Annotated in this window: 21 protein-coding genes; 10 read left to right on the top strand and 11 right to left on the bottom strand. The window is 71.6% G+C overall.

The annotated features are described in order from the left end of the window. A partial coding sequence (locus Ato02nite_RS28930; RefSeq protein ID WP_213009799.1) for a LacI family DNA-binding transcriptional regulator occupies nucleotides 1-605 on the top strand: 605 nt, incomplete at its 5' end. On the opposite strand, the gene Ato02nite_RS28925 is transcribed toward Ato02nite_RS28930, so the two are convergent. From Ato02nite_RS28925 to paaI, 4 genes are read right to left on the bottom strand one after another with little or no spacing between them, the layout of a single operon-like run. Beyond that, nucleotides 589-1815, bottom strand: coding sequence for a glycoside hydrolase family 3 N-terminal domain-containing protein (locus Ato02nite_RS28925; protein ID WP_246607507.1), 1227 nt, complete (start codon nucleotides 1813-1815; stop codon nucleotides 589-591). The genes Ato02nite_RS28930 and Ato02nite_RS28925 overlap by 17 nt on opposite strands. Nucleotides 1816-1847: 32 nt before the next feature. Next, complete coding sequence (paaK, locus tag Ato02nite_RS28920; protein ID WP_213009798.1) at nucleotides 1848-3155, bottom strand: phenylacetate--CoA ligase PaaK; 1308 nt, start codon at nucleotides 3153-3155, stop codon at nucleotides 1848-1850. A 12-nt stretch (nucleotides 3156-3167) separates the two neighbouring features. Then, on the bottom strand, nucleotides 3168-3761 hold the full coding sequence (locus Ato02nite_RS28915; RefSeq protein WP_213009797.1) for a TetR/AcrR family transcriptional regulator: 594 nt from the start codon (nucleotides 3759-3761) through the stop codon (nucleotides 3168-3170). Further along, nucleotides 3758-4138, bottom strand: a complete 381-nt coding sequence (gene paaI / locus Ato02nite_RS28910) for a hydroxyphenylacetyl-CoA thioesterase PaaI (protein WP_213009810.1) — start codon at nucleotides 4136-4138, stop codon at nucleotides 3758-3760. The genes Ato02nite_RS28915 and paaI overlap by 4 nt, the downstream gene beginning before the upstream one ends. Nucleotides 4139-4238: 100 nt before the next feature. Between paaI and paaN the strand changes: the two genes are divergently transcribed. The 8 genes from paaN to paaE all read left to right on the top strand — a co-directional run bounded on the left by paaN (nucleotide 4239) and on the right by paaE (nucleotide 11409). Continuing rightward, complete coding sequence (gene paaN / locus Ato02nite_RS28905) at nucleotides 4239-5933, top strand: phenylacetic acid degradation protein PaaN (protein ID WP_213009796.1); 1695 nt, start codon at nucleotides 4239-4241, stop codon at nucleotides 5931-5933. Then, complete coding sequence (locus Ato02nite_RS28900) at nucleotides 5926-6684, top strand: enoyl-CoA hydratase/isomerase family protein (protein ID WP_213009795.1); 759 nt, start codon at nucleotides 5926-5928, stop codon at nucleotides 6682-6684. Before paaN ends, Ato02nite_RS28900 begins: the two co-directional genes overlap by 8 nt. Before the next feature lie 48 nt (nucleotides 6685-6732). Continuing rightward, nucleotides 6733-7608, top strand: coding sequence for a 3-hydroxyacyl-CoA dehydrogenase family protein (locus Ato02nite_RS28895; RefSeq protein WP_281419816.1), 876 nt, complete (start codon nucleotides 6733-6735; stop codon nucleotides 7606-7608). Continuing rightward, nucleotides 7605-8531 carry a 1,2-phenylacetyl-CoA epoxidase subunit PaaA gene (gene paaA / locus Ato02nite_RS28890; protein WP_213009794.1) on the top strand — a complete coding sequence of 309 codons (927 nt, stop codon included), beginning with the start codon at nucleotides 7605-7607 and terminating at the stop codon, nucleotides 8529-8531. Before Ato02nite_RS28895 ends, paaA begins: the two co-directional genes overlap by 4 nt. Next, entirely contained in the window at nucleotides 8528-8824 is a 297-nt protein-coding gene (gene paaB, locus Ato02nite_RS28885; RefSeq protein ID WP_213009793.1) for a 1,2-phenylacetyl-CoA epoxidase subunit PaaB, read from the top strand. Before paaA ends, paaB begins: the two co-directional genes overlap by 4 nt. An 8-nt stretch (nucleotides 8825-8832) precedes the next feature. After that, nucleotides 8833-9750 (top strand): 1,2-phenylacetyl-CoA epoxidase subunit PaaC, encoded by a 918-nt coding sequence (paaC, locus tag Ato02nite_RS28880; protein ID WP_213009792.1) that lies wholly within the window; start codon nucleotides 8833-8835, stop codon nucleotides 9748-9750. Nucleotides 9751-9839: 89 nt separating this feature from the next. Further along, entirely contained in the window at nucleotides 9840-10352 is a 513-nt protein-coding gene (gene paaD / locus Ato02nite_RS28875; RefSeq protein WP_213009808.1) for a 1,2-phenylacetyl-CoA epoxidase subunit PaaD, read from the top strand. Nucleotide 10353: 1 nt separating this feature from the next. After that, nucleotides 10354-11409, top strand: coding sequence for a 1,2-phenylacetyl-CoA epoxidase subunit PaaE (gene paaE, locus Ato02nite_RS28870; protein ID WP_213009791.1), 1056 nt, complete (start codon nucleotides 10354-10356; stop codon nucleotides 11407-11409). A gap of 42 nt (nucleotides 11410-11451) precedes the next feature. Here paaE and Ato02nite_RS28865 read toward each other — a convergent pair whose 3' ends face one another. The 4 genes from Ato02nite_RS28865 to Ato02nite_RS28850 form a co-directional block, all read right to left on the bottom strand. Beyond that, nucleotides 11452-11652, bottom strand: coding sequence for a class I SAM-dependent methyltransferase (locus Ato02nite_RS28865; protein ID WP_213009790.1), 201 nt, complete (start codon nucleotides 11650-11652; stop codon nucleotides 11452-11454). 55 nt (nucleotides 11653-11707) lie between these two features. Next, nucleotides 11708-12412 (bottom strand): TIGR03089 family protein, encoded by a 705-nt coding sequence (locus Ato02nite_RS28860; protein WP_213009789.1) that lies wholly within the window; start codon nucleotides 12410-12412, stop codon nucleotides 11708-11710. A 23-nt stretch (nucleotides 12413-12435) separates the two neighbouring features. Then, on the bottom strand, nucleotides 12436-12717 hold the full coding sequence (locus tag Ato02nite_RS28855) for a peptidoglycan-binding protein (RefSeq protein ID WP_213009788.1): 282 nt from the start codon (nucleotides 12715-12717) through the stop codon (nucleotides 12436-12438). 102 nt (nucleotides 12718-12819) lie between these two features. Beyond that, a complete protein-coding gene (locus Ato02nite_RS28850; RefSeq protein WP_213009787.1) occupies nucleotides 12820-13284 on the bottom strand; it encodes a DUF732 domain-containing protein in 465 nt (154 codons plus the stop codon). Nucleotides 13285-13935: 651 nt separating this feature from the next. Here Ato02nite_RS28850 and Ato02nite_RS28845 point away from each other — a divergent pair. Next, a complete protein-coding gene (locus Ato02nite_RS28845) occupies nucleotides 13936-14853 on the top strand; it encodes a S1C family serine protease (RefSeq protein ID WP_213009786.1) in 918 nt (305 codons plus the stop codon). Here Ato02nite_RS28845 and Ato02nite_RS28840 read toward each other — a convergent pair. The 3 genes from Ato02nite_RS28840 to Ato02nite_RS28830 all read right to left on the bottom strand — a co-directional run bounded on the left by Ato02nite_RS28840 (nucleotide 14846) and on the right by Ato02nite_RS28830 (nucleotide 20597). Next, a complete protein-coding gene (locus Ato02nite_RS28840) occupies nucleotides 14846-16333 on the bottom strand; it encodes an FAD-dependent monooxygenase (protein ID WP_213009785.1) in 1488 nt (495 codons plus the stop codon). The two genes, Ato02nite_RS28845 and Ato02nite_RS28840, sit on opposite strands and share 8 nt — an antisense overlap. A gap of 102 nt (nucleotides 16334-16435) precedes the next feature. Further along, nucleotides 16436-17041, bottom strand: coding sequence for a TetR/AcrR family transcriptional regulator (locus Ato02nite_RS28835; protein ID WP_246607505.1), 606 nt, complete (start codon nucleotides 17039-17041; stop codon nucleotides 16436-16438). A gap of 73 nt (nucleotides 17042-17114) precedes the next feature. Then, on the bottom strand, nucleotides 17115-20597 hold the full coding sequence (locus Ato02nite_RS28830; protein WP_213009784.1) for an ATP-binding cassette domain-containing protein: 3483 nt from the start codon (nucleotides 20595-20597) through the stop codon (nucleotides 17115-17117). Nucleotides 20598-20712 lie beyond the last annotated feature (115 nt).

Raw genomic sequence — 20712 nt, 5'->3', positions numbered from 1 at the left:
AGCGGCTGGCGGCGCAGGTGCCCTGCGTGGTGGTCGGCCGCACGGTGGGCACGGCCCAGGTCGACGTGGTCCGCCCGGCCGACGACGTGGGCGTCGACGCGGCCCTGCGGCATCTGATCGATCTCGGGCATGAGCAGATCGCGTTCGTCGACGGTGGGCACGGCGCGGTGGCGGCCATCCGGCGTCGCGGCTATCGCCGCGCGATACGCCGGGCCGGTCTGGTTCCGCTGATCGTCGCGGGCGATCACACCGAGGAGGGCGGCGTACGCGCCGGGCGCCGCCTCCTCGCCGGGCACGACCTGCCCACGGCGGCGGTGGCCTCGAACGACCGGCTCGCGATCGGCCTGATGGACGCGTTCGTGCGGGCCGGCGTCGACGTGCCGGGCCGGATCTCCCTGGTCGGCTACGACGACAGCATCCTGGCCCGCCTCGCCCACATCGACCTGACCTCGGTCAACCAGGACGCCCCGGCGCAGGCCCGCAACGCGGTGCTGGCCGCCGTCTCCCGGCTCGACGACGGCCGCACCCAGCGGATCGAGACCGTGCTGGTCCCGCACCTGGTGGTGCGGGGCAGCACCGCTCCGCCGTTCAGTCCGCGCAGCTGAGCAGCCCGGCCCGGTCCTTGGCGGCGAGCACGTGCCGGGCCGCGTCGGTCAGCCGGGCGCGGAAGGGCGGATCGCCGGCGGCCCGCTCGATCAGGGCCGCGGCCATCGGCGCCGCGTCGGACGGCCGGATGGTGAGCACCAGATCGCCGCCGGCCGCGACGAACCGGACGGCCCGCTGCCCGGCCGGCACCGAACCGAGCGCCACCGCGGCACCGAGGTCGTCCGACATGATCAGCCCTTGGTAGCCGAGGCGCTGCCGCAGGAGGCCGGTCACGATCGGCGCCGAGAACGCGGCGATCGCCGACGGGTCGAGTCGCGGATAGCGCGCCGACGAGATCATCACCCCGCCCGAGCCGGCCTTGATGCCCTCGACGAACGGGCCGAGATAGGGATCCTTGTCGGTCGCCGTGTTGTCGACGGCCTTCGCCGAGGTGTCCGTGTTGGCGGTGACTCGGCCGAGCCCCGGGAAGTGCTTGACCACGGTCAGGACGCCGGCGTCCTGGCTGGCCGGGACGATCGTGCGGATGCTCGCGGCGACCTTGGCCGGGTCGGAGCCGTACTGCCGGTGCCAGTAGCCGATGGGCGGGTTCCGCTCGCCCAGCGAGGCCGGCACGGTGTCAGCGACCGGGGCCAGATTGATGGTCACGCCGATCGCGGCGAGGCGGCGGGCGCTGTCCGTCGTGGTGCTCCGCAGCTTGGCGGCCGGCCCGGCGCCGAGTTGCTCCGCCGTGGGGATCCGCGGGAAGTCGGGGCCCTTGAGCGTCTGCACGTTGCCGCCCTCCTGGTCGAGCGAGACCAGGAGCGGCAGCTGCGCCCGTTTCTGCAGCTCCGCGATGTCGGAGCGCAACTGCCCGGCGGTGTGCGTGCTGCGGCCGTGCAGGAACACCCCGCCCAGGTGGTAGCGCCGCACGGTGTCACCGAGGCCGCTGGGCGCGTTCACCGAGGTGCCGATCATCAGCACCTGCCCCGCGAGCTCGGCCGGGCCGAGTCGCCCGAGCGTGCGGGTCACGCAATCGGCCGGGGGAGAGGCGGATGGCGAGGTTGACGGCGGTGGCGAGGGGGAGGACGGCGGCGAGGACGACGGGGACTGCAACGACGGGGACTGGGACGACGGCGGCGGCGCGGACGCGGTGGTCGGCGGGTCCGGCGAGCAGCCCGCCAGGACCAGGCACAGCGTCACGGCAAATGGAGGAACGATCCGGCTGAGCATCGGCGATTACGCTAGCCCGTCCACGCACCCCCTCATGCGGCACTCCGCAGGTCGACGATCCGGCGCGCCTTGCCCATCGATCGCTCGACCCCATCGGGTTCGATGACTTCCACCCGTACGGAAACTCCGATGTTGTTCTTGATCGTGGTGGCCAGATCGTGGCCGGCCTGCGCGGCCACCGCGGGGTTCGTCCCGGCGCGGCGCTCCACCCGGACCGCGAGGGCGTCGAGCCGGCCGTCGCGGGTCAGCACGCACTGGAAATGCGGTGCGAGGGCGGGTGTGCGCAGGATCAGTTCCTCGATCTGGGTCGGGAAGACGTTGACCCCGCGGACGATCATCATGTCGTCCGTGCGGCCGGTGATCTTCTCGATCCGGTGCATCGGGCGGGCGGTGCCGGGCAGCAGTCGGGTCAGATCGCGGGTGCGGTAGCGGACGACCGGCATGGCCTGCTTGGTGAGCGAGGTGAAGACCAGCTCGCCGATCTCGCCGTCGGGCAGCACCTCGCCGGTGTCCGGGTCGATGATCTCGGGGAGGAAGTGGTCCTCCCAGACGTGCGGACCGTCCTTGGTCTCGATGCACTCGGTCGCGACGCCGGGGCCCATGACCTCGGAAAGGCCGTAGATGTCGAGCGCGTGCATGTCGAGGCGCTCCTCGATCTCGCGGCGCAGGTCCTGCGTCCAGGGCTCGGCACCGAAGATGCCGACCTGCAGGGACGTGGCCCGCGGATCGATGCCCTGCCGCTCCATCTCGTCCACGATGGCCAGCAGATAACTCGGCGTGACCATGATGATTTCCGGCTCGAAGTCCTTGATCAGCATGACTTGGCGCTCGGTCATCCCACCGGAGACCGGGATGACGGTGCAACCCAGTTCCTCGGCGCCGTAGTGCGCGCCCAGCCCGCCGGTGAACAGGCCGTACCCGTAGGCGACGTGCACGCGGTCACCGGGCCGGCCGCCCGAGGCGCGGATCGACCGGGCCATCAGCCGGGCCCAGACGTGCAGGTCGTCCTTGGTGTAACCGACGACGGTGGGCCGGCCGGTCGTGCCGGAGGACGCGTGCACCCGGGCGATTCGCTCCCGCGGCACGGCGAACATGCCGAACGGATAGTTCGCCCGCAGCGTCGCCTTGTCGGTGAACGGAAACTTCGCCAGATCGGCGAGATCGTGCAGGTCGGCGGGGTGCACCTGACGTTCGTCGAACAGCTTGCGGTATTGCGGCACGTTCTCGTACGCGTGGTGAAGCGACCATTTCAGCCGGCTCAGCTGCAGGTCGCGCAACTCGTCGACGGAGGCGCGCTCGATCGGGTCGAGAGCTTCGGGGCGGGGGGAGCGGTCCAGCACGTTCCATACCTCCTACATACGCAATCCCTCGAAGGCGATGCTGCTGACGGCGTCGGCGATGGCCTCCGCGCCGCCGGGCCGCGGTTTGTACCACTCGGTGAGCGAATTGACCATGCCGAGCAGCAGGCGCGCGGCGGTGGCCGGGTCGACGTCCGGCCGGACGCCACCCTCCGCCTGTGCCTGCTTGACCAGCTCGGTCACGACCGTGTCGAATTCGCGCCGCCGCGTCAGCGCGTGTTGTTCAACCTCCGTGTTGCCCCGTACCCGTAGGAGGACGGTGACGAACTCGAAACGTTCCGCGAGCACGAGCACGCTGCGTCTGATCAGCCGCTCGAGCCGCTCGATGGCGGGGAGACCGGTCCCACGGACATCTTCGGCCGCTTCGAACAGCCCGTCGAGTGCCCGGTCCATCGCCATCTGCAGCAACTGCTCCTTGCCGCTGATGTGGTGATAAACGCTCGACTTGGTGATGCCGAGCGACTCGGCGATGTCGAACATGCTGGTCGCGTCGTAGCCCTGCTCGTTGAACAGGCGTACCGCGGCGCTGAGCACGGCGTCCTGGTCATGGCCGGGCCGTCCGCGGCGCCGCGGCGTCGGCGCCGTCATGCCGGCTGTCCCGGGCTGATCACGCGGCTGCGGCCGCGGAACTCGGCGACCACGTCGCCATCGCAGGTCACGGTCACGTCGTAGATCCCGCTGCGACCGCTGGTCACTCTTTCCTCGGCGTACGCCGTGAGCACGTCACCGGGCGCCGTCGGTCGCAGGAACGAGATGTCGGCACCGGCCGCCACGGTGACCGGGCCGTGGCTGTTACAGGCACACGCGAAGGCCGTGTCGGCGAGCATGAACACATAACCGCCGTGGGTCATCGCGTGCCCGTTGACCATGTCGCCGGTGACCCGCATCCGCACCGTGGCCTGCCCGTCGCCGGCGTCGAGCAGTTCGATGCCGAGGGCCTTGGACGCGGTGTCGCGGTCGAACATGTCGTGCGCCGGAGTCTGTGCCACCTTCACTCCCGACCCTTGATAACCGACCGAACGTTCGGTAGAGATTTAAGACACAGCCAACCGCAATGGAGCGCAGATGACAACCCCCACCGAGTTGTACGAGACGCATCGCGAGCTGCTCGAGCGGGCCGTCCAGGCCGCCCACGAGCGCGACTACTGGTCCGCCTTCCCGGAGTCGCCCAGCAAGTCCGTCTACGGTGAGGACTCCGCTCCCGCCGGCGAGCGGGCGTTCACCGCTCTGCTCGGCAAGCAGTTCCCGATCGAGGTGCCCGGCGCCGTCGGCACGGTGTCGACCGAGCGCTCCCCGTTCGGCATCGAGCTCGGCGTGAGCTACCCGAAAGCCGACCCGCTCGCCCTGGTCGCGGCCGCCCGCGCGGCCACACCGGCCTGGCGTGCGGTCGGCCCCGAGGGCCGGGCCGGGGTCGCCGCCGAGATCATCAAGAGGATCAACGCGCGCAGCTTCGAGCTGGCCCACGCCGTGCAGCACACCACCGGCCAGGCGTTCGTGATGGCGTTCCAGGCCGGTGGCCCGCACGCGCAGGACCGCGCGCTCGAGGCGGTGGCCTACGCCCTGGCCGCCTCCACCCGCATGCCGGCCGGCGCCGCCTGGGCCAAACCGCAGCGCGGCACCGACCCGCTGCGCCTGACGAAGACCACCACCGTGGTCGGCCGCGGCGTCGCCCTGGTCATCGGCTGCACCACCTTCCCCACCTGGAACAGCTACCCCGGCCTGTTCGCCAGCCTGGTCACCGGCAACCCGGTCATCGTCAAGCCGCACCCCGGCGCCGTCCTGCCGCTCGCCATCTCCGTGCAGATCTGCCGCGAGGTGCTCACCGAGGCCGGCCAGAACCCCGACCTGGTCACCCTCGCCGTCGAGCAGCCCGGCGACGGCATCGCGGCCACCCTCGCCACCCACCCCGACGTGCGCATCGTCGACTTCACCGGTTCCAGCGAGTTCGGCAACTGGCTCGAGGCCAACGCGCGGCAGGCCGTCGTCTACACCGAGAAGTCGGGTCTCAACACGGTCGTCGTCGACTCCACCGACGACTACAAGGGCCTGCTGCGCAATCTCTCGTTCTCGCTGTCGCTCTACAGCGGCCAGATGTGCACCACCCCGCAAAACCTGCTGGTCCCGCGGGACGGCATCGAGACCGACGCCGGCCACAAGAGCTTCGACGAGTTCGGCTCCGACCTGGCCGCCGCCCTCGACAAGCTGCTCGGCGACCCGAAACGCGCGGCCGGCACGCTCGGCGCCATCGTCAACGAGGGCGTGCGGGGCCGGCTCGCCGAGGCGGGCGAGCTGCCGTCGGTGGTTCACCCGTCCGCCGAGGTCGCCGAGGAGCAGTTCCCCAACGCCACGATCCGCACCCCCATGGTGGCCCGCCTCGACGCGGCTGACGAGAAGACCTACACCCGTGAATGGTTCGGTCCGGTCTCGTTCCTCATCGCGACCGATTCCACCCCGCACAGTCTGGAGATCTTCGTCGAGACGGTCCGGGCGCACGGCGCGTTGACGGCGTCGGTCTACTCGTCCTCCCCGGATGTCCTGGCCGCCGCCCGGGAGGCCGCGCTCGACGCCGGGGTCCACCTTTCGGAAAACCTGACCGGCGGTGTCTTCGTCAACCAGACGGCGGCCTTCAGCGACCTGCACGGCACCGGTGCCAACCCGGCCGCCACCGCGTCCCTCACCGACGACTACTTCGTCACCGGCCGCTTCTTCGCGCTCCAGTCCCGTCACCACGTGCCGGCCCCGGAGGAGACGAATGCCTGAGGCCGCACCGCCCGGCAGCGCCACCACGCTCACGGTCGAGGAGCTCGACGACCGGGTTGTGGTGACGTTGCACCGCCCCGAGGCGCGCAACGCGATCAACGCGGCCATGGTCCGGGAGCTGCACGACGTGTGCGCGGCCCTGGAGGAGCGGCCCCGGCTGCTCCTGCTCACCGGTGACGCCGGTGTGTTCGCCGCCGGCGCCGACATCGGTGAGCTGCGCGCGCGAGGTCGCGACCAGGCGTTGCAGGGCATCAACAGCCGCCTGTTCGACCGGGTGGCCCGGTTGCCGATGCCCACCGTTGCGGCCGTCGACGGCTACGCACTGGGCGGGGGCGCCGAGCTGGCCTACGCGTGCGACATCCGGCTCGCCTCGCCCGCGGCGGTCTTCGGCAACCCCGAACCGGGCCTCGGCATCCTCGCCGCGGCCGGCGCCTGCTGGCGGCTGCGCGACCTGGTCGGCGCGTCCGTCGCCAAACAGGTGCTGCTGGCCGGCCGCCGGCTGGACGCCGACGACGCCCTGCGCCTCGGCCTGGTCGCCGAGGTGATCCCGGCCGGGGACCTGCTCAAGCGGTCCCACGCCCTGCTCGACCGGATGGCGAGGTCCGGTCCGCTGGCCCTGCGCCTGACCAAGCTGGTCGCCGACGCCCCCGGCGGTCACCCGATCACCGACGACCTGGCCCAGGCAATCCTGTTCGAGTCCGCCGACAAGCAGGCCCGCATGGAGGCCTTCCTGGCCGGAGACCGCCCATGACCGCCCGCACCGCCCCGGCGCGGCCGACAGGCGTGAGGAGGCCGTGACGTGAGCGATCTGATCGAACCCGCGGTGCCCAAGACGGTGGGTGTCATCGGTGGCGGGCGGATGGGTGCGGGCATCGCGCAGGTCTTCGCCGTGGCCGGAGCGGTCGTCTGCCTCGCCGAACGGGACCCGGCCGCGGCCGTGGCCTCCCGCGACCGGGTGGCCATGGGGCTGCTGCGGGCCGCGGAGAAGGGCAAACTGACCGAGTCGGCCGACGCGGTTCTGGAGCGGCTCGTCCTGGTCGACGACGTGGCAGCTCTGCCGCCCGGTGCCGACCTGGTCGTCGAGGCCGTCCCCGAGGACGTCGCGCTGAAGGTGCGGGTGCTCGCCGCGGCCGAGAACGCGGTCGGCGAGCAGACCCTGCTGGCCAGCAACACCAGTTCGCTCTCGATCGCCGGCATCGCCGAGGGCCTGCGCCGGCCCGAGCGCTTCCTCGGCCTGCACTTCTTCAACCCGGTGCCGGCCAGCACCCTGATCGAGGTGGTCGTCGGCCCGCAGACCGGCGACGAGGTCCGCGACGCCGCGCGGTCCTGGGTGGCCGGCCTCGGCAAGATCGAGGTGGTGGTGCGCGACTCGCCGGGCTTCGCCACCAGCCGGCTCGGCGTGCTGCTCGGGCTCGAAGCGATTCGCATGCTCGAGGAGGGCGTCGCCGACGCCATGGCGATCGACCGGGCCATGGAGCTCGGCTACCGGCATCCGATGGGCCCGCTGCGCTCGACCGATCTGGTCGGGCTGGACGTGCGGCTGGCCATCGCCGAGCATCTGCACGCCGAGTTGGGCGACCGGTTCGCCCCGCCGCGGCTGCTGCGCGACAAGGTGGCCCGCGGCGAGCTGGGCCGCAAGACCGGGCAAGGGTTCTTCACGTGGGAGGCGTCATGACCGATGAGCGGGTCTTCGAGGAGACCATCGCGAAGGATCAGCGGGTCGAACCCCGCGACTGGATGCCCGACGGCTACCGCCGGACGATGATCCGGCAGATCGCCCAGCACGCGCACTCCGAGATCATCGGCATGCAGCCGGAAGGCGCGTGGATCACCCGGGCGCCGACGCTGCGCCGCAAGGCGATCCTGCTCGCGAAGGTGCAGGACGAGGCCGGCCACGGTCTCTATCTCTACTCGGCGGCCGAGACGCTCGGCGCTGATCGGGGTGACCTCACCCGGCGGCTCATCGAGGGCCGGCAGAAGTACTCGTCGATCTTCAACTATCCGACGCTGACCTTTGCCGACGTCGGGGTGATTGGCTGGCTGGTCGACGGCGCCGCGATCTGCAACCAGGTTCCGCTCTGCCGCAGCTCCTACGGCCCCTACGCGCGGGCGATGATCCGCATCTGCAAGGAGGAGTCCTTCCACCAGCGGCAGGGCTACGAGTTGCTGATGACCATGATGCGGGGCACGCCGGCCCAGCGCGAGATGGTGCAGGACGCCACCGACCGCTGGTGGTGGCCCTCGCTGATGATGTTCGGGCCGCCCGACGAGGAGTCGCCCAACAGCGCCCAGTCGATGGCCTGGAAGATCAAACGGCACAGCAACGACGAGCTGCGGCAGCGGTTCGTCGACATGTCCGTCCCGCAGGCCGAGGCTCTCGGGGTCACCCTTCCCGACCCGGCCCTGCGCTGGAACCCGGGCCGGGACCACTACGACTTCGGCGAGATCGACTGGGCCGAGTTCAAACGGGTCATCTCCGGCGGCGGACCGATGAACGCGGAACGCCTCGCCCACCGGCGGCGGGCGGACGAGGACGGCGCCTGGGTGCGGGAAGCGGCCGCGGCGCACGCGGCCAAACGAGCGGAGGCACGGGCATGAGCGACGAGATCCGGCACGAGTGGCCGCTGTTCGAGGTGTTCGTGCGGGCCAAGCGGGGCCTCAACCACGTGCACGTCGGGTCGCTACGGGCCGCCGACCACGAGATGGCCCTGCACCACGCGCGTGACCTCTACACCCGGCGCAACGAGGGCGTCAGCATCTGGGTGGTGCGCTCCGACGACGTCGTCTCCTCCGGGCCCGACGACAAGGACGCGTTCTTCGCGCCGAGCGGCGACAAGGCCTACCGGCATCCCACCTATTACGCCATTCCCGACTCGGTTCCGCACATCTGAGGCCGGCCATGTCTTTCGACGATGCGTACGACGCGCTCACCGACCACGACGACGATGCCCGCTGGGCGTATGGGACGGGGTTCTCCGACCCGCTCGCCGGCGTGCCGACCGCGGTGCCCGACGGGGTGGACCCCGCCGACCTCGCGGCGTACTGCCTCATGCTCGGCGACGACGCGCTGGTCATGTCGCACCGGTTGCAGCAGTGGGTGACCCGCGCGCCCGAGCTGGAGGACGAGATGGCCCTCGCCAACATCGGCCTCGACCTGCTCGGCCAGGCCAGGCTCCTGCTGAGCCGCGCCGGCGAGGTCGAGCAGGCCGGGATCGAGCAGGCCGGGTTCGAAAATGCCGGCGGGCCGGCCCGCGACGAGGACGCGCTGGCCTACCTGCGCGACCCGGCCGACTTCCGCAACGTGCGGCTGGCCGAGCGCGCCGACGAGGATTTCGCCCATCTCGTCGCCCGGCTGCTGGTCTTCGCCACCTGGCGGCTCGCCCTGCTTGACCGGCTCACCAGCTCGCGCGACCCGGTTCTGGCCGCGATCGGTGCCAAGGGTGTGAAGGAGGCGACCTACCACCGGGAGTACGCGGCCGGCTGGGTCGTCCGCCTCGGTGACGGCACCGACCTGTCCCACACGCGGATGCGCGCCGCGGTGGACGCCGTCGAGCCACCGGCCGGCGAGTTGTTCGAGCCGCACGAGGTGGAGCTCCGGCTCGCGGCGGCCGGAGTCGCGGTCGACCCGTCCGCACTGCGCGAGGAGTACGACGGCGTCCTCGCCGAGGTCCACCGGGTGGCCACCCTCCCGCCACCACCCCCGTTCGAGGCCGCGACCGTAGGCGCCGGCCGCGACGGCGTCCACGGCCCGGAACTGGTCGAGATTCTCAACGAGATGCAGGAACTCGCCCGCGCCGTCCCCGGCGGTGTGTGGTGAACAGAACCGAAACGACACGAGCGCCGGCCCCGCCCGAGGCCGCCGCGGTGACGAGCGGCGCGACGGCGTTGCGGTCGACGGGCGCCGGTATCGGGCCTGCCCGGGCCGGGAGTCCGAGCGCATTCGACGTGGTCGGGGCGGTCGTTGATCCGGAGCTGCCGGTGGTCACGCTGGCCGAGCTCGGGATCGTGCGGGAGGTGGCGGAGACCGACGACGGGGTGGTCGTGACGATCACGCCTACCTACTCGGGGTGTCCGGCCATGGAGACCATCCGGGACGACATCGTTCGGGCGGTTGACGGCGCGGGGCTCGGGCGGGCTCACGTCCGTACCGTGCTGGCGCCGGCCTGGACCACCGACTGGATCAGCGAAAGCGGGCGGGCCAAGCTGGCCGCGGCCGGGATCGCGCCGCCGGGCGCGGCTCCCCGGCGTGGCGCCGGACCGGTTCCGCTGGTGCTCGGCGTTCGGCAGGAGCCGGTGGCGTGCCCGCAGTGCGGCCACGCGGAGAGCGAGCGGCTCGCGGCGTTTTCCGCCACCGCCTGCCGTGAGTTGCGCCGGTGCCTGGCCTGCCGGGAACCGTTCGAGCACGTGAAGGAGATCTGACGTGGTCGTGCGCGATTTCCATCCGCTGCGGGTGGCCGGCATCGAGCGGCTCTGCGACGACGCGGTGGCGGTGACCTTCGAGGTGCCGGAGGCGCTGGCTTCGGTATATGCGTTCCGGGCGGGGCAGTCGCTGACCGTGCGCAGACCGGGCGGTGACGACGAGCGGCGCAGCTATTCGATCTGCGCGCCGGAAGGGGCGCGTCCGCGCATCGGGGTGCGGGAGGTGCCGGGCGGGCTCGTGTCGGCGTGGCTCGTGCGGGAACTGCGGGTGGGGGATGCGGTCGAGGTGGCGCCGCCGACCGGAAGCTTCACGCCCGATGTGGAGGCCGGCGGGCGGCACGTGATGATCGCGGCGGGGTCGGGCATCACACCGGTGCTGTCCATCGCGACCTCACTGTTGCGGAACAGAAAGGCGCAGGTCAGCATCCTGTACGGGAACCGGCGGGCGGCCACCGTGATGTTCGCCGAGGAGCTGGCCGATCTCAAGGACAGCCATCCGTCGCGGCTCGAGCTGGTGCATCTGCTGTCGCGGGAGGCTCGGGAGGTCGATCTGCTGAGCGGGCGGCTCGACGCGGCGAAGATCCGGGAGCTGCTTCCGTTGCTCATCGACGTGCGCGCGGTTGATCACTGGTGGTTGTGCGGGCCGTTCGGGATGGTGGCCGATGCCACCGAGGTGCTTAGCGAGGCGGGGGTTCCGCCGGAGCGCATTCACCGGGAGCTGTTCTGGGTGGACGAGGCGCCACCCGCGCCGCGGCGCGACGACGAGCGGGTCGACGGGCCGTCCAGTGAGGTCACCGTGGTGCTCGACGGGCGGTCCACCGTGGTCCCGGTCGGCGCCGGCGACACCGTGCTGGAGGGCGCGCAGCGCGCCCGGCCCGACCTGCCGTTCGCCTGCAAGGGCGGCGTCTGCGGGACCTGCCGCGCACGGGTCGTCGAGGGACAGGTGACGATGCGGCGAAACTTCGCCCTGGAACCGAAGGAACTGGCCGAGGGCTTCGTGCTGACCTGCCAGTCGACGCCGGTCACCCCGAAACTGGTCGTGACCTTCGACGACTGAACCCGCCCACGCGACACGCGGTCGCCTGCGCGTTGCGGTCGCCTACTCGACGTGCCCGCCCATGTCGACACCCACCTCGCGGTGGTCCGGCTCGGCGAGGATCTCGGCGGTGGGTACGCCGGTGCCGCAGCCCAGGTCCTCGATCGAGGCGCCGGCCGGGAGCAGTGCGGCGAGGCGCTCGGTCAGTGCCGACGCGAAGGGGTTGCTGCTGTGTTCGCAGCTGATCGAATACCGCCCACGCAATCGGCAAGCGGAGATGATCTCCAGCGGGCAAACGTCCTCAATAGACCGATCGTGATCACGGGGCGCCGAGGACTCGGGTGACACCCTCCGCGGCGACCCGCTCGTCCAGGCGGGTGCGGTCCAGATTGGCGCACAGCACGACGGACGCGCCCACCGAGAGCGGCGCCACCAACCACATCAGGGGCTGCTCACTCCCGGCCGCGTCGAGGAGCACCCGGTCGCCGGGCCCGATCCCGTACATCTCGGCTACGCCGCCCGCGACCGCCTCGTACTCCCCGAAAGTCGCATCGCTCACCGCGAGATCTTCCGCACCGACCGGCGAAGCCGGCGGTGCCGCGCCCAGGTAGGGGCGCACCTCGGCCGGGTAGTCGCGGTAATCCTCGGGAACGTCCGGCGTGGGCGCGCCCGCCGGTGCCAGGCCCAGCACGAACTGGTGGCGTCCGGCGGGCACCTCGTCCAGCCAGTTGCCGATCCGGCGCCGCTCCACGAAAGTGGCGTCCAGCGCCTCGCCTGCGGGGGAGAGGCCGGCCGTCGCCCAGCCGCGGTAGGACACCTCGACGCCGGCCGACCACGCACCCAGCAGCACCGCCGCGGCCTGCCAGTGCGGCGGCAGCAGCACCGCCACCCGGCTGCCCTTCTCGAGACCACAACCCTCGGTGAGCAGCGCGGCCGTCGCCGCCGACCAGCCGCCGAGCTCGGCCGCGGTCAGGCCGGTGCGCTCGCCCGTCGCGTCGTCGTAGTAGGTGAACAACTCGCCCATGCCGGGACGATAACCGGAGCGGGTCAGGCCGCCATACCCAGGTGACGCTCGCGTACCTCTTTCGCGTACCGCACGAGGAGGTGCACCGTGTGCGGCCCGGCAACGCCATCGGCGTCGAGCCCGACGCGGGCCTGGAACGCGCACACCATCTCGGTCAGTTCCTCATCGCTGTCACCGATCGTCACCCCGAGATCGGCGAACAGCTCACGCAGGGTGGCCGGATCGGCCGGAGGTGGTGTCTCCGGCCAGCCGATCAGGCCACCGACTGCCGTGCCGACCGCGTTGAACATCTCTCGTGCTGACATGTCTGCCTCCTGCCGGGGACCCTGGGGGGACGGGATACCTCCAGAATCCGCGGGAAGGCTGTGCAGCACATCGGACCTAGGTCCCGAGCTGCTGTGCGAATCTCAGACTTTCGGCCGACCACGGCACGCGGTGGTCCGGGCCAGCGCGATCAGCTTCTTGGCATCGTCCGAGGTCACACCCTGCGCACCGAGCTCACCGGCAACGGCCGGCACGTCCGCACCGGCGGCCAGAGCGTCGCAGGCCTGGGTGCCGAGCGCCTCCACCTCCTCATCCCTTCGGTCGAGGGCGACGGCCGGCAGCTGCTTCTGCACGGCCGCCACGAAGCGGTCGAGCCCGGCCTCGCCGGAACCCGCACCGGCCGGCTCCGCCGTCTCGGCCGCCTGCGGCGAGCGAGGAGAGGCCGAGCGAGGCGACGGCGGGTGCGTTACCAACGGTGGCCGCGTGGCGGTCACCTGCGGTACGGGGGACGCATCGCTCTCCGGGCGTACGGCGGAGATGGCGCCCGGTTCGTCCGAGCATCCACCCAGCGCGACGATCATCGCGACGGCAGCAAACGCGCGCCTCATCGAGCACCGTCCTCTTCGTAGGCAGCCGACCCGAACGGCTTCCGGTCCGTGACAACCCGAGGCCACCCGACCAGCCCGGCCGGCGGCGCAGTCCTCCACCTGGGCCCACGAGGGGCGAGGCCGGGAGAGGTGTGGCCCTGGCCCGGAGAAGCGCCCGGCGGCCAGGAGCGCGGCGCGACCGTCGCGGCGGTCAGGGCCGGCGTGGTGCCTGGCAGCGCGGAGCGTTCTGCCTCCGGCTCGGTCATTCTCGGCCCGGCCATCCCCGGCCGGACCTCCGGCTCGGCCTCATGGTGGGTCGAGGCTCGATCTGCCCGTGGCGCGCCGGTCGGCTGAACCGCCGGCGCCACCACGGTTTCGGCGGTCAGGGCCGGGTGGCGGCCGGGGGTGCCTGCCGCGTGCTGCGCCGTGCGGGCCGGTGGGTGGGCGGATCGCGGTGGCAAGGGCACCGGGATGGTGGAAAAACGGGCGAAAGGCACCCGGAGAGGCTAGGGGCTGTGTGGGCGGCGGGGCGGCGGCGCGCCCATCGCGGGCGATGACGCGACCCGGTCGGGTGATCGGCGGCATACAGCGAACCCACAGACCGCTCACCGGTGCCGAACAACTTTCCGGGCAACTGTTGACGCACCAGCCCGAACGAAGCGAGGCGTCGCGATGACCGATCTGATGAGCCGGCCCCCCTACTACCAAGGCGGCCACGAGGCGTACGCCGATGACCGCGACAACCACATCACGCCCCCGCCGCCGCCGGATCCGCCGTACGTCATGCCGCCGTCCGGTGGTGGCCGGCGCTGGCCGCGCCGCGTCGCCGGTGGGGCCGCCGTGCTCGCGCTCGTCGCCGGTGGTGGCACCGCCGGCGGTGTGCTCGCCGAGCGTTACCTCATCGACCACCCGACCTCGGCCGACACGACCACCAGCAGCACCGCCGCTGCAGCGACGAGCACCGCGACGGTCACCGAGGGCGATGACCTGGCGGCCGTGGTCAAGGCCGTGCAGCCGAGCATCGTGACGGTCATGGTGGACGGTCAGCAGTCGTCGGCGATCGGCTCCGGGGTGATCATCAGCTCGGACGGGCTGATCGTCACCAACAACCACGTGATCTCCGAGGACGGCACGGTGAGTGTCCGGCTGTCGTCGGGTCAGACGGTGCCGGCCAAGGTCGTCGCCACCGACACCACGCATGACCTGGCCCTGGTGCAGGCGACCGGGCTGTCGGGGCTGACCCCGGCGACGTTCGCCGCCGACGATTCCGTCGCGGTCGGTGACACCGTCCTGGCCTTCGGGGCGCCGCTCGGCCTGGAGAACACGGTCACCTCCGGCATCGTGTCGGCCCTCGACCGCAGCGTCGACACCGGCACCGAGAAGCTGTCCGGCCTGTTCCAGACCGACGCGGCGATCAACCAGGGTAACTCCGGTGGCGCCCTGGTCGACACGTCCGGTCACGTCATCGGCATCAACGTCGCGATCGCTACCGCGAGTGACACCGACAGCGGCAGCATCGGGGTGGGTTTCGCGATCCCGGCCGACACCGTCACCAGCGCGATCAAGCAGATGGAAAGCCAGATCAACTGACCGCGGCGGGTTCGCCGAACCAGCGGGTGAGCGCCGAGCGCAGCGAATCGGCGTCCGGCGCCGCGCCCGCCGAGGCCCACGCGACGTAGCTGTCGGGCCTCACCAGCAGTGCCGACGCCCCCTCGACCGCTACCGAGACGAGGTCGACCCGGTCGCGCCACGGCGCGACGACGTCAGCCAGCGAATCGGTGTTGTCGACGAGCAGTGGACGGCCCGACCGGGTGACCGGCCCGAGGTCCGGCGCGAACCGGCCGGCCGGCGGATCCGCGGCGTAGGTGATGTCGGAACCGGCGATGAGTGCGGCGATGTGTCGCAGCACGGCGGGTTCGCGCAGGAGCTCCGCGAAGAGCGTGCGCAGCGCGGTCACCTCCGGCCCGGGCCCGACCAGCGCCCGCTGCGCCAGGGTGTGCATGGTGACGCGCTCGCCGGCCGGGCGACGCTCGGTCTCGTAGGTGTCGAGCAGCCCGTCGGGCGCCCACCCGCGGACGGTCGCGGCCAGTTTCCAGCCGAGGTTCACGGCGTCCTGCAGGCCGAGGTTGAGACCGGGCCCGCCCATCGCCGAGTGCACGTGCGCCGCGTCACCGACGAGCAGCACCCGGCCGTCGCGGTAGCGCTCCGCCAGCCGGGTGTTGCCGGCTTCCAGACGGCGCAGCAGGTGCGGCCCGTCGCCGGTGGGCGGCCCGAGCGGCATCTCGATGCCGCCGAGCACGTGGGTGAGGGCATCCTGGAGTTCGGCGATGGTCATGTCGGTCGTCACCACCGGCATGTCATGGGTGTTGACGCTGAGCAATGTCCGCCCGTCCGGGAACGGTGCGTAGGCGACGAGCCCGGACTCGGTGCGATGGTGCAGGAACGGCGGGATCACGCCGTAGCCGGGCACCCGCAGACCGCCGGTGACCGCGTCGCGATAGGAGTCGGGCACGGTGATGTGCGCGGTGCGACTGACCGTGCGGTCGGTGGTGACACCGGGGAAGCCGATGCCGGCCAGCTTGCGGGTGACGCTCCGGCCGCCGTCCGCGCCGACCAGGTAACGGGCCTCGACCCGGTAGGGCCCGTCCGGCCCGTCGACATCGACGAGAACGCGATCGTCCTTCTGCGCCAGCCCGGAAAGCGCATGCCCGTGGCGAACGGTGACGCCCAATTCGTCGGCCCGGGCGGCGAGCATCGCCTCGATCTTCACCTGCGGCACCATCATGATGTAAACCGGATTGTCGGCGAGCTCGTGCAAAGGCAACGGAAATGCGGCGAACATGAATTGCGGAGCCGGCGCGGGATGGCTCGGAGAATCGGTCAGTCGCTCGTAGAGACCACGCCGATCAAGCAGCCGGATGACCTGTCCGACCATGCCGTTGGCGCGCTGTTCGGTCGAGGGGCCGGTGCGTTGTTCCAGCACCAGTGGGTTGACCCCGGCAAGAGCCAGTTCGCAGGCGAGCATGAGCCCATTGGGTCCGGCCCCGGATATGACAACATCAAAAACCATTTCAAACCCCTTTGATCGTACGGTCGTGGCCGTGCACCAGACGCAGCAGCGACCGTCCCGCGATTGGCGTTGAAACGCGGGTCGTGAGGAAATGGCGAGAGGTTATGCGGGTGGTGGCAGGCCTTTGGTGATGTGCTGCAGCGATTCGGTGATCAGGGCGCGCATTCCGGCATTGTCGGCGACGAACAAGCGGCTGGTCACGTTCAGCGTGGCCGTCACCGTCGCCGCCACCAGCTGCGGGTAGATGTCGGTGACCGCGTCGGTGCCGGTGCGGTCGGCCACCGCGGCGGCCAGCGCGGACTCGGCGAGAGCCGCGGCCCGCAGGAACTCGGCCTGGATGGCCGGGACGACGAACATCAGCTGCAGGCCGGCCGCCCACTCCTTCTTGTCGGGGCGGGCGTGCGCGGTCACCTCGGGGCCGGGCTTGAGCGTCTCGAGCATGACGTGCTCGATGGAGTCCCACAGCGGCTCGTCGGCCGGGCGCTCGCGCAACGCCTCGGCCATCCGGACGCAGCGGTCGAGGTGCCGGGACGCGACGGCCTCGGCCTTGCTGCCGAAGTAGTTGTTGAACGTGCGGGGCGAGACACCGGCTTCGGCGGCGATGTCCTCGACCAGCACCCGGTCGTAGCCACGGTTGACGATGAGCCGGATGGCCGCCCAGCTCAACGCCGTACGCGTGGCCTGTTTCTTTTCTTCCCGCAACCCCACCGCCGCAACGCTAGCAAAAACTGCGGGCCACGCAAAGATGCGTGACCCGCAGTTTTCTCAGCGTGCGCTCAGGTCAGCCGGCCAGGTGGCCCCAGCGGTCCGCCAGCTCCTGCCAGGTGCCCTGGTCCTCGACCCGGCCGCCGATCAGGATGACGACCTTGTCGGCCTGGGCCAGCGCCGCGCGCTTCGAGGTCGAGCCGACCACGGTGACGCCGTGTGCGCGCAGTGCCCGCCACAACTCCAGCTCGGTCGTTACGTCCAGCGCCGAGGACACGTCGTCGGCGATCAGCAGCTCGGTGCGCGGGGCGAGGGCCCGGGCCAGCGCCAGCCGTTGCAGCTGACCACCGGAGAGCCGGGTGCCCTTGTGCCCGATCAGCAGCTGCAGCCCGCCGCCGGACGCCGTCAGGTCGTGCTCCAGCTGGGCCGTCGACACCGCGTCGGCCGCATCCAGCTCGTGGCCGAGCTGGATGTTCTCGGCGACCGTGCCGGACAGCACCCGGGGGAGCTGCGCGACGTAACCGACCTGGTTGGGCCGCAGGAAGACCTCCGGCTCGTCGACGAGGTTGCCGTTCCAGCGCAGCTCACCGGTGTGGTGCACGATCCCGGCCAGCGACCGCAGCAGCGACGACTTGCCGGCCCCGACCGGGCCGACCACCAGCACCAGCTGACCGCGATCGACGGTGAGGTCGACGTCCTGCGCGCCCACCGTGCCGTTCTCGTGGACCGCGCTGAAGTCGCGCAGTTCGAGGCGGCGCAGCGGGTTGCGCGCGGCGGTCGGCGGCGCCGGGGCGGTGCCCGCCGAGATGTCCACGCCGGGAACGTCCGCCGTGTACTCGGAGATGCCGGTCATCGCCACCGTGCGACGCGTCCAGACCCGCGCGGACGGCAGTTGCGACACCAGCGACGCGGTGGTCCAGGCGAACCACCGGGCCGCACCCAGCGTGGACACCGCGACCAGCGTCGCCGCCGCGGACAGGTGCCCGCCCAGGTAGAGCGCCCACGCCGCGATCGGCAGCAGCCCGCTCGCGAGGGCCGGCGTCGACCGGGCCCACACCTGGATGACGATCTCGCGGCGCTGGCGGTCGCTGCGGGTCGCGTCCAGCCCGGCCAGGTGGGCCAGCACCGGATCGGTCGCGCCGGCCAGCTTCACCGTGCGGGCCGCCGACAGCGTCGACACCAGGGCGGTGGCGAACGCCGCCCGGGAGGCGACCGTGCGGCGGGCCGCTTTCTCCAGGCGCGGGCCGAACATGGTCGCGGCCAGGCCGGACAGCACCATCGTGCCGAGGAAGAACAGGCCCGGCACGATCGACTGGGACGCGACCGTCATGATCGCGATGAGGATCAGACTGCTCGCGTTGTCGATCAGGTTGTCGGCCAGGAACACCACCCGCTCGGTGTCGCCGCCCTGGGCCACCACCTCGGCCGGGGTGTGCTTGCTGACCCGGCGCGGGCCGACCTGCCCGTGCACCAGGCGCAGGCTGATCCGCAGCATCTGCCGCACCCACCACTCCGGGAACCAGGCCCCGGTGTAGTAGAGGGCGGGGATGGCCACGATCAGGCCGGCCGCGATGCCGACCGCCGGGTACAGCGGGTTGCCGACGCCGTCGACCACGTTCACCCAGAGCAGCGGCAGGACCGCGCCGTCCAGGCCCAGGACCATCAGCACGATGTACAGCGCGACGGCGCCCAGGCCGTACCGCGGATCGTTGGTGGCCAGCCGCACGATCTCCCGCATGGTGCGGGCCGGCGGTGCCGCCGGCAGCGGCGGCGGTTCGACCGCCGGCAGCGTGTTGGCCAGTGCGTCGGCGCCCAGCTCGACCTGCGCGGCGGTGTCCCAGTCGCGCTCGGCGACGGCCACCCCGCCGCCGGCCGGCACGGTGGCCGGGACGGTCACGCTGCTGCTCGCCAGCAGCTCGGCGAAGCGGCGCGACTCGCGCAGCGGACCGGCCTCGAGCACCTCGCCGTCGGCCAGCACGACCACCTCGTCGCAGCGCTGCACGCTGGACAGGCGGTGCGCCACGATCACGCCGATCCGGCCGTCGAGCAGCCGGTCGGTGGCCCGCTGCACCCAGGTCTCGGTGACCGGGTCCATCCGCGCGGTGGCCTCGTCGAGGATCACCACGTGCGGATCGCGGACCAGGATGCGGGCGAACGCCACCAGCTGTTCCTGACCGGCGGACAGCTTGTAGCCGCCCTCGCCGAGCTTGGTGTCGATGCCCTCGGGCAGGCTCTGCGCCCACACCGTCAGGCCCAGCTCCTCGAGCGCGCCGGCCGTCTTCGGCAGCAGGTCGTGGTCGAACAGCGCGATGTTCTCGGCCAGGGTGCCGGCCAGGATCTCGGTGCGCTGCGGGACGATCGCCGTCCACCGGCGCAGGCCCTCGACGTCGAGGTCGTTGACGTCGACGTCGCCGAGGAACACCGTGCCGCGCGGCACGTCGACCGCCCGGGTGAGGACCTTGGCCAGGGTGGACTTGCCGGAACCGGTGCGGCCGATCAACGCGTACGACCGGCCTCGCGCGAACGACAGACTCACGTCGCGCAGCGCCGGCGGCCGGCCGCTGTCCGACTCGCCGTAGCGGAAGGTCAGGTCACGGACGGTCAGGTCGCCGTCGATCGGCTCGAGCCCGCCGGTCGGTTCCTGCGGCACGTCGCGCAGCAGCTGCACCCGGCTCCAGGCGCCGAGAGCGTTCTGCAGCTCGGGAACCATCCGGGTGACGTGCTCGAGGGTGCCGCCGAAACCGAGCGCCAGCAGCCACACCGCGGTCAGCCGGGCCCCGCTGATGTGCCCGCTCAGCAGCCCCCACGCACCCGCCACGACCAGGATCGCGATCAGCGACCGGGTGATCGTGCCGGCCGCCATGGTGATCCGCGACGAGGACCGCCAGACCAGGCGGCCACGGCGCAGCACCTCGCTGGACCGCTGCGCGTAGAGCCGGCGGACGTAGGGCGCGGCCAGGCTGGTGCGCACGTCGTCCTGCCCGTGGATGGACTCCTCCATCACCGCGGCCAGGTCGCTCCAGGACTCCTCCTCGCTGATCCGCAGCGGGGAGATGCGCTGGATCGGCTTGTTCATCGTGAAGTAGAGCAGGATCGACACCAGCACCATGCCGACGCCGGCCGGCCACCAGGCGAAGAACGCGGTGACGATGGACAGCGTCGCGACCGCCACCGACTGCGCGATCCGCACGCCGCTGCCGCGCAGCTCGGAACCGACCTGCGAGACGTCCGAGTCGATCCGGTCGAGCAGCTCGCCGACCGGCGTGTTCTCCAGGGTCGGCAGATCTTGCCCGAGGGCGACCCGGTTGAGGCCGCGGCGCACGTGAGCGGCCCAGTCGGCGGTCAGCCCGGCCGAGATCAGACCGACGACGACATCGCTCAGCACGGACACGACGAGCGCCGCCGCGAGGACGGTGAACAGCGGTAACGATCGATTGACGAGGACGGCGCCGGCCAGCGCGAGAGCGCCGGCCTGCCCGGCGGCGCCGAGCAGGATGAGCAGGGCCACGAGGCCCGTGCGTCTCCGGGACGTGGCCCACAGGTCGCGAAGCAAGCGCATGAAACACCCCTGGGGCTTGGACGATTAGGCGGTAACCCCATCCTCCGGAAGTGCCGGAGACTCTTCAACGCAATTACGTGGCCGCCGGATATCACGTGTGTCACCATCGGCGTCC

This window comes from Paractinoplanes toevensis (genome assembly GCF_018332695.1).
Classification (GTDB): Bacteria; Actinomycetota; Actinomycetes; order Mycobacteriales; family Micromonosporaceae; genus Actinoplanes; species Actinoplanes toevensis.
This window is presented reverse-complemented; position numbering and strand designations above follow the sequence as displayed.

Bases quoted from the DNA above. Each gene is read 5' to 3' on its own strand.
- Ato02nite_RS28900 (WP_213009795.1), top strand. From the start codon at position 5,926: ATGCCTGAGGCCGCACCGCCCGGCAGCGCCACCACGCTCACGGTCGAG.
- paaC (WP_213009792.1), top strand. From the start codon at position 8,833: ATGTCTTTCGACGATGCGTACGACGCGCTCACCGACCACGACGACGAT.
- Ato02nite_RS28830 (WP_213009784.1), bottom strand. From the start codon at position 20,597: ATGCGCTTGCTTCGCGACCTGTGGGCCACGTCCCGGAGACGCACGGGC.
- paaA (WP_213009794.1), top strand. From the start codon at position 7,605: ATGACCGATGAGCGGGTCTTCGAGGAGACCATCGCGAAGGATCAGCGG.
- Ato02nite_RS28855 (WP_213009788.1), bottom strand. From the start codon at position 12,717: ATGTCAGCACGAGAGATGTTCAACGCGGTCGGCACGGCAGTCGGTGGC.
- Ato02nite_RS28840 (WP_213009785.1), bottom strand. From the start codon at position 16,333: ATGGTTTTTGATGTTGTCATATCCGGGGCCGGACCCAATGGGCTCATG.
- paaB (WP_213009793.1), top strand. From the start codon at position 8,528: ATGAGCGACGAGATCCGGCACGAGTGGCCGCTGTTCGAGGTGTTCGTG.
- Ato02nite_RS28860 (WP_213009789.1), bottom strand. From the start codon at position 12,412: ATGGGCGAGTTGTTCACCTACTACGACGACGCGACGGGCGAGCGCACC.
- Ato02nite_RS28845 (WP_213009786.1), top strand. From the start codon at position 13,936: ATGACCGATCTGATGAGCCGGCCCCCCTACTACCAAGGCGGCCACGAG.
- Ato02nite_RS28850 (WP_213009787.1), bottom strand. From the start codon at position 13,284: ATGAGGCGCGCGTTTGCTGCCGTCGCGATGATCGTCGCGCTGGGTGGA.
- Ato02nite_RS28925 (WP_246607507.1), bottom strand. From the start codon at position 1,815: ATGCTCAGCCGGATCGTTCCTCCATTTGCCGTGACGCTGTGCCTGGTC.
- paaN (WP_213009796.1), top strand. From the start codon at position 4,239: ATGACAACCCCCACCGAGTTGTACGAGACGCATCGCGAGCTGCTCGAG.
- Ato02nite_RS28915 (WP_213009797.1), bottom strand. From the start codon at position 3,761: ATGACGGCGCCGACGCCGCGGCGCCGCGGACGGCCCGGCCATGACCAG.
- paaI (WP_213009810.1), bottom strand. From the start codon at position 4,138: ATGTTCGACCGCGACACCGCGTCCAAGGCCCTCGGCATCGAACTGCTC.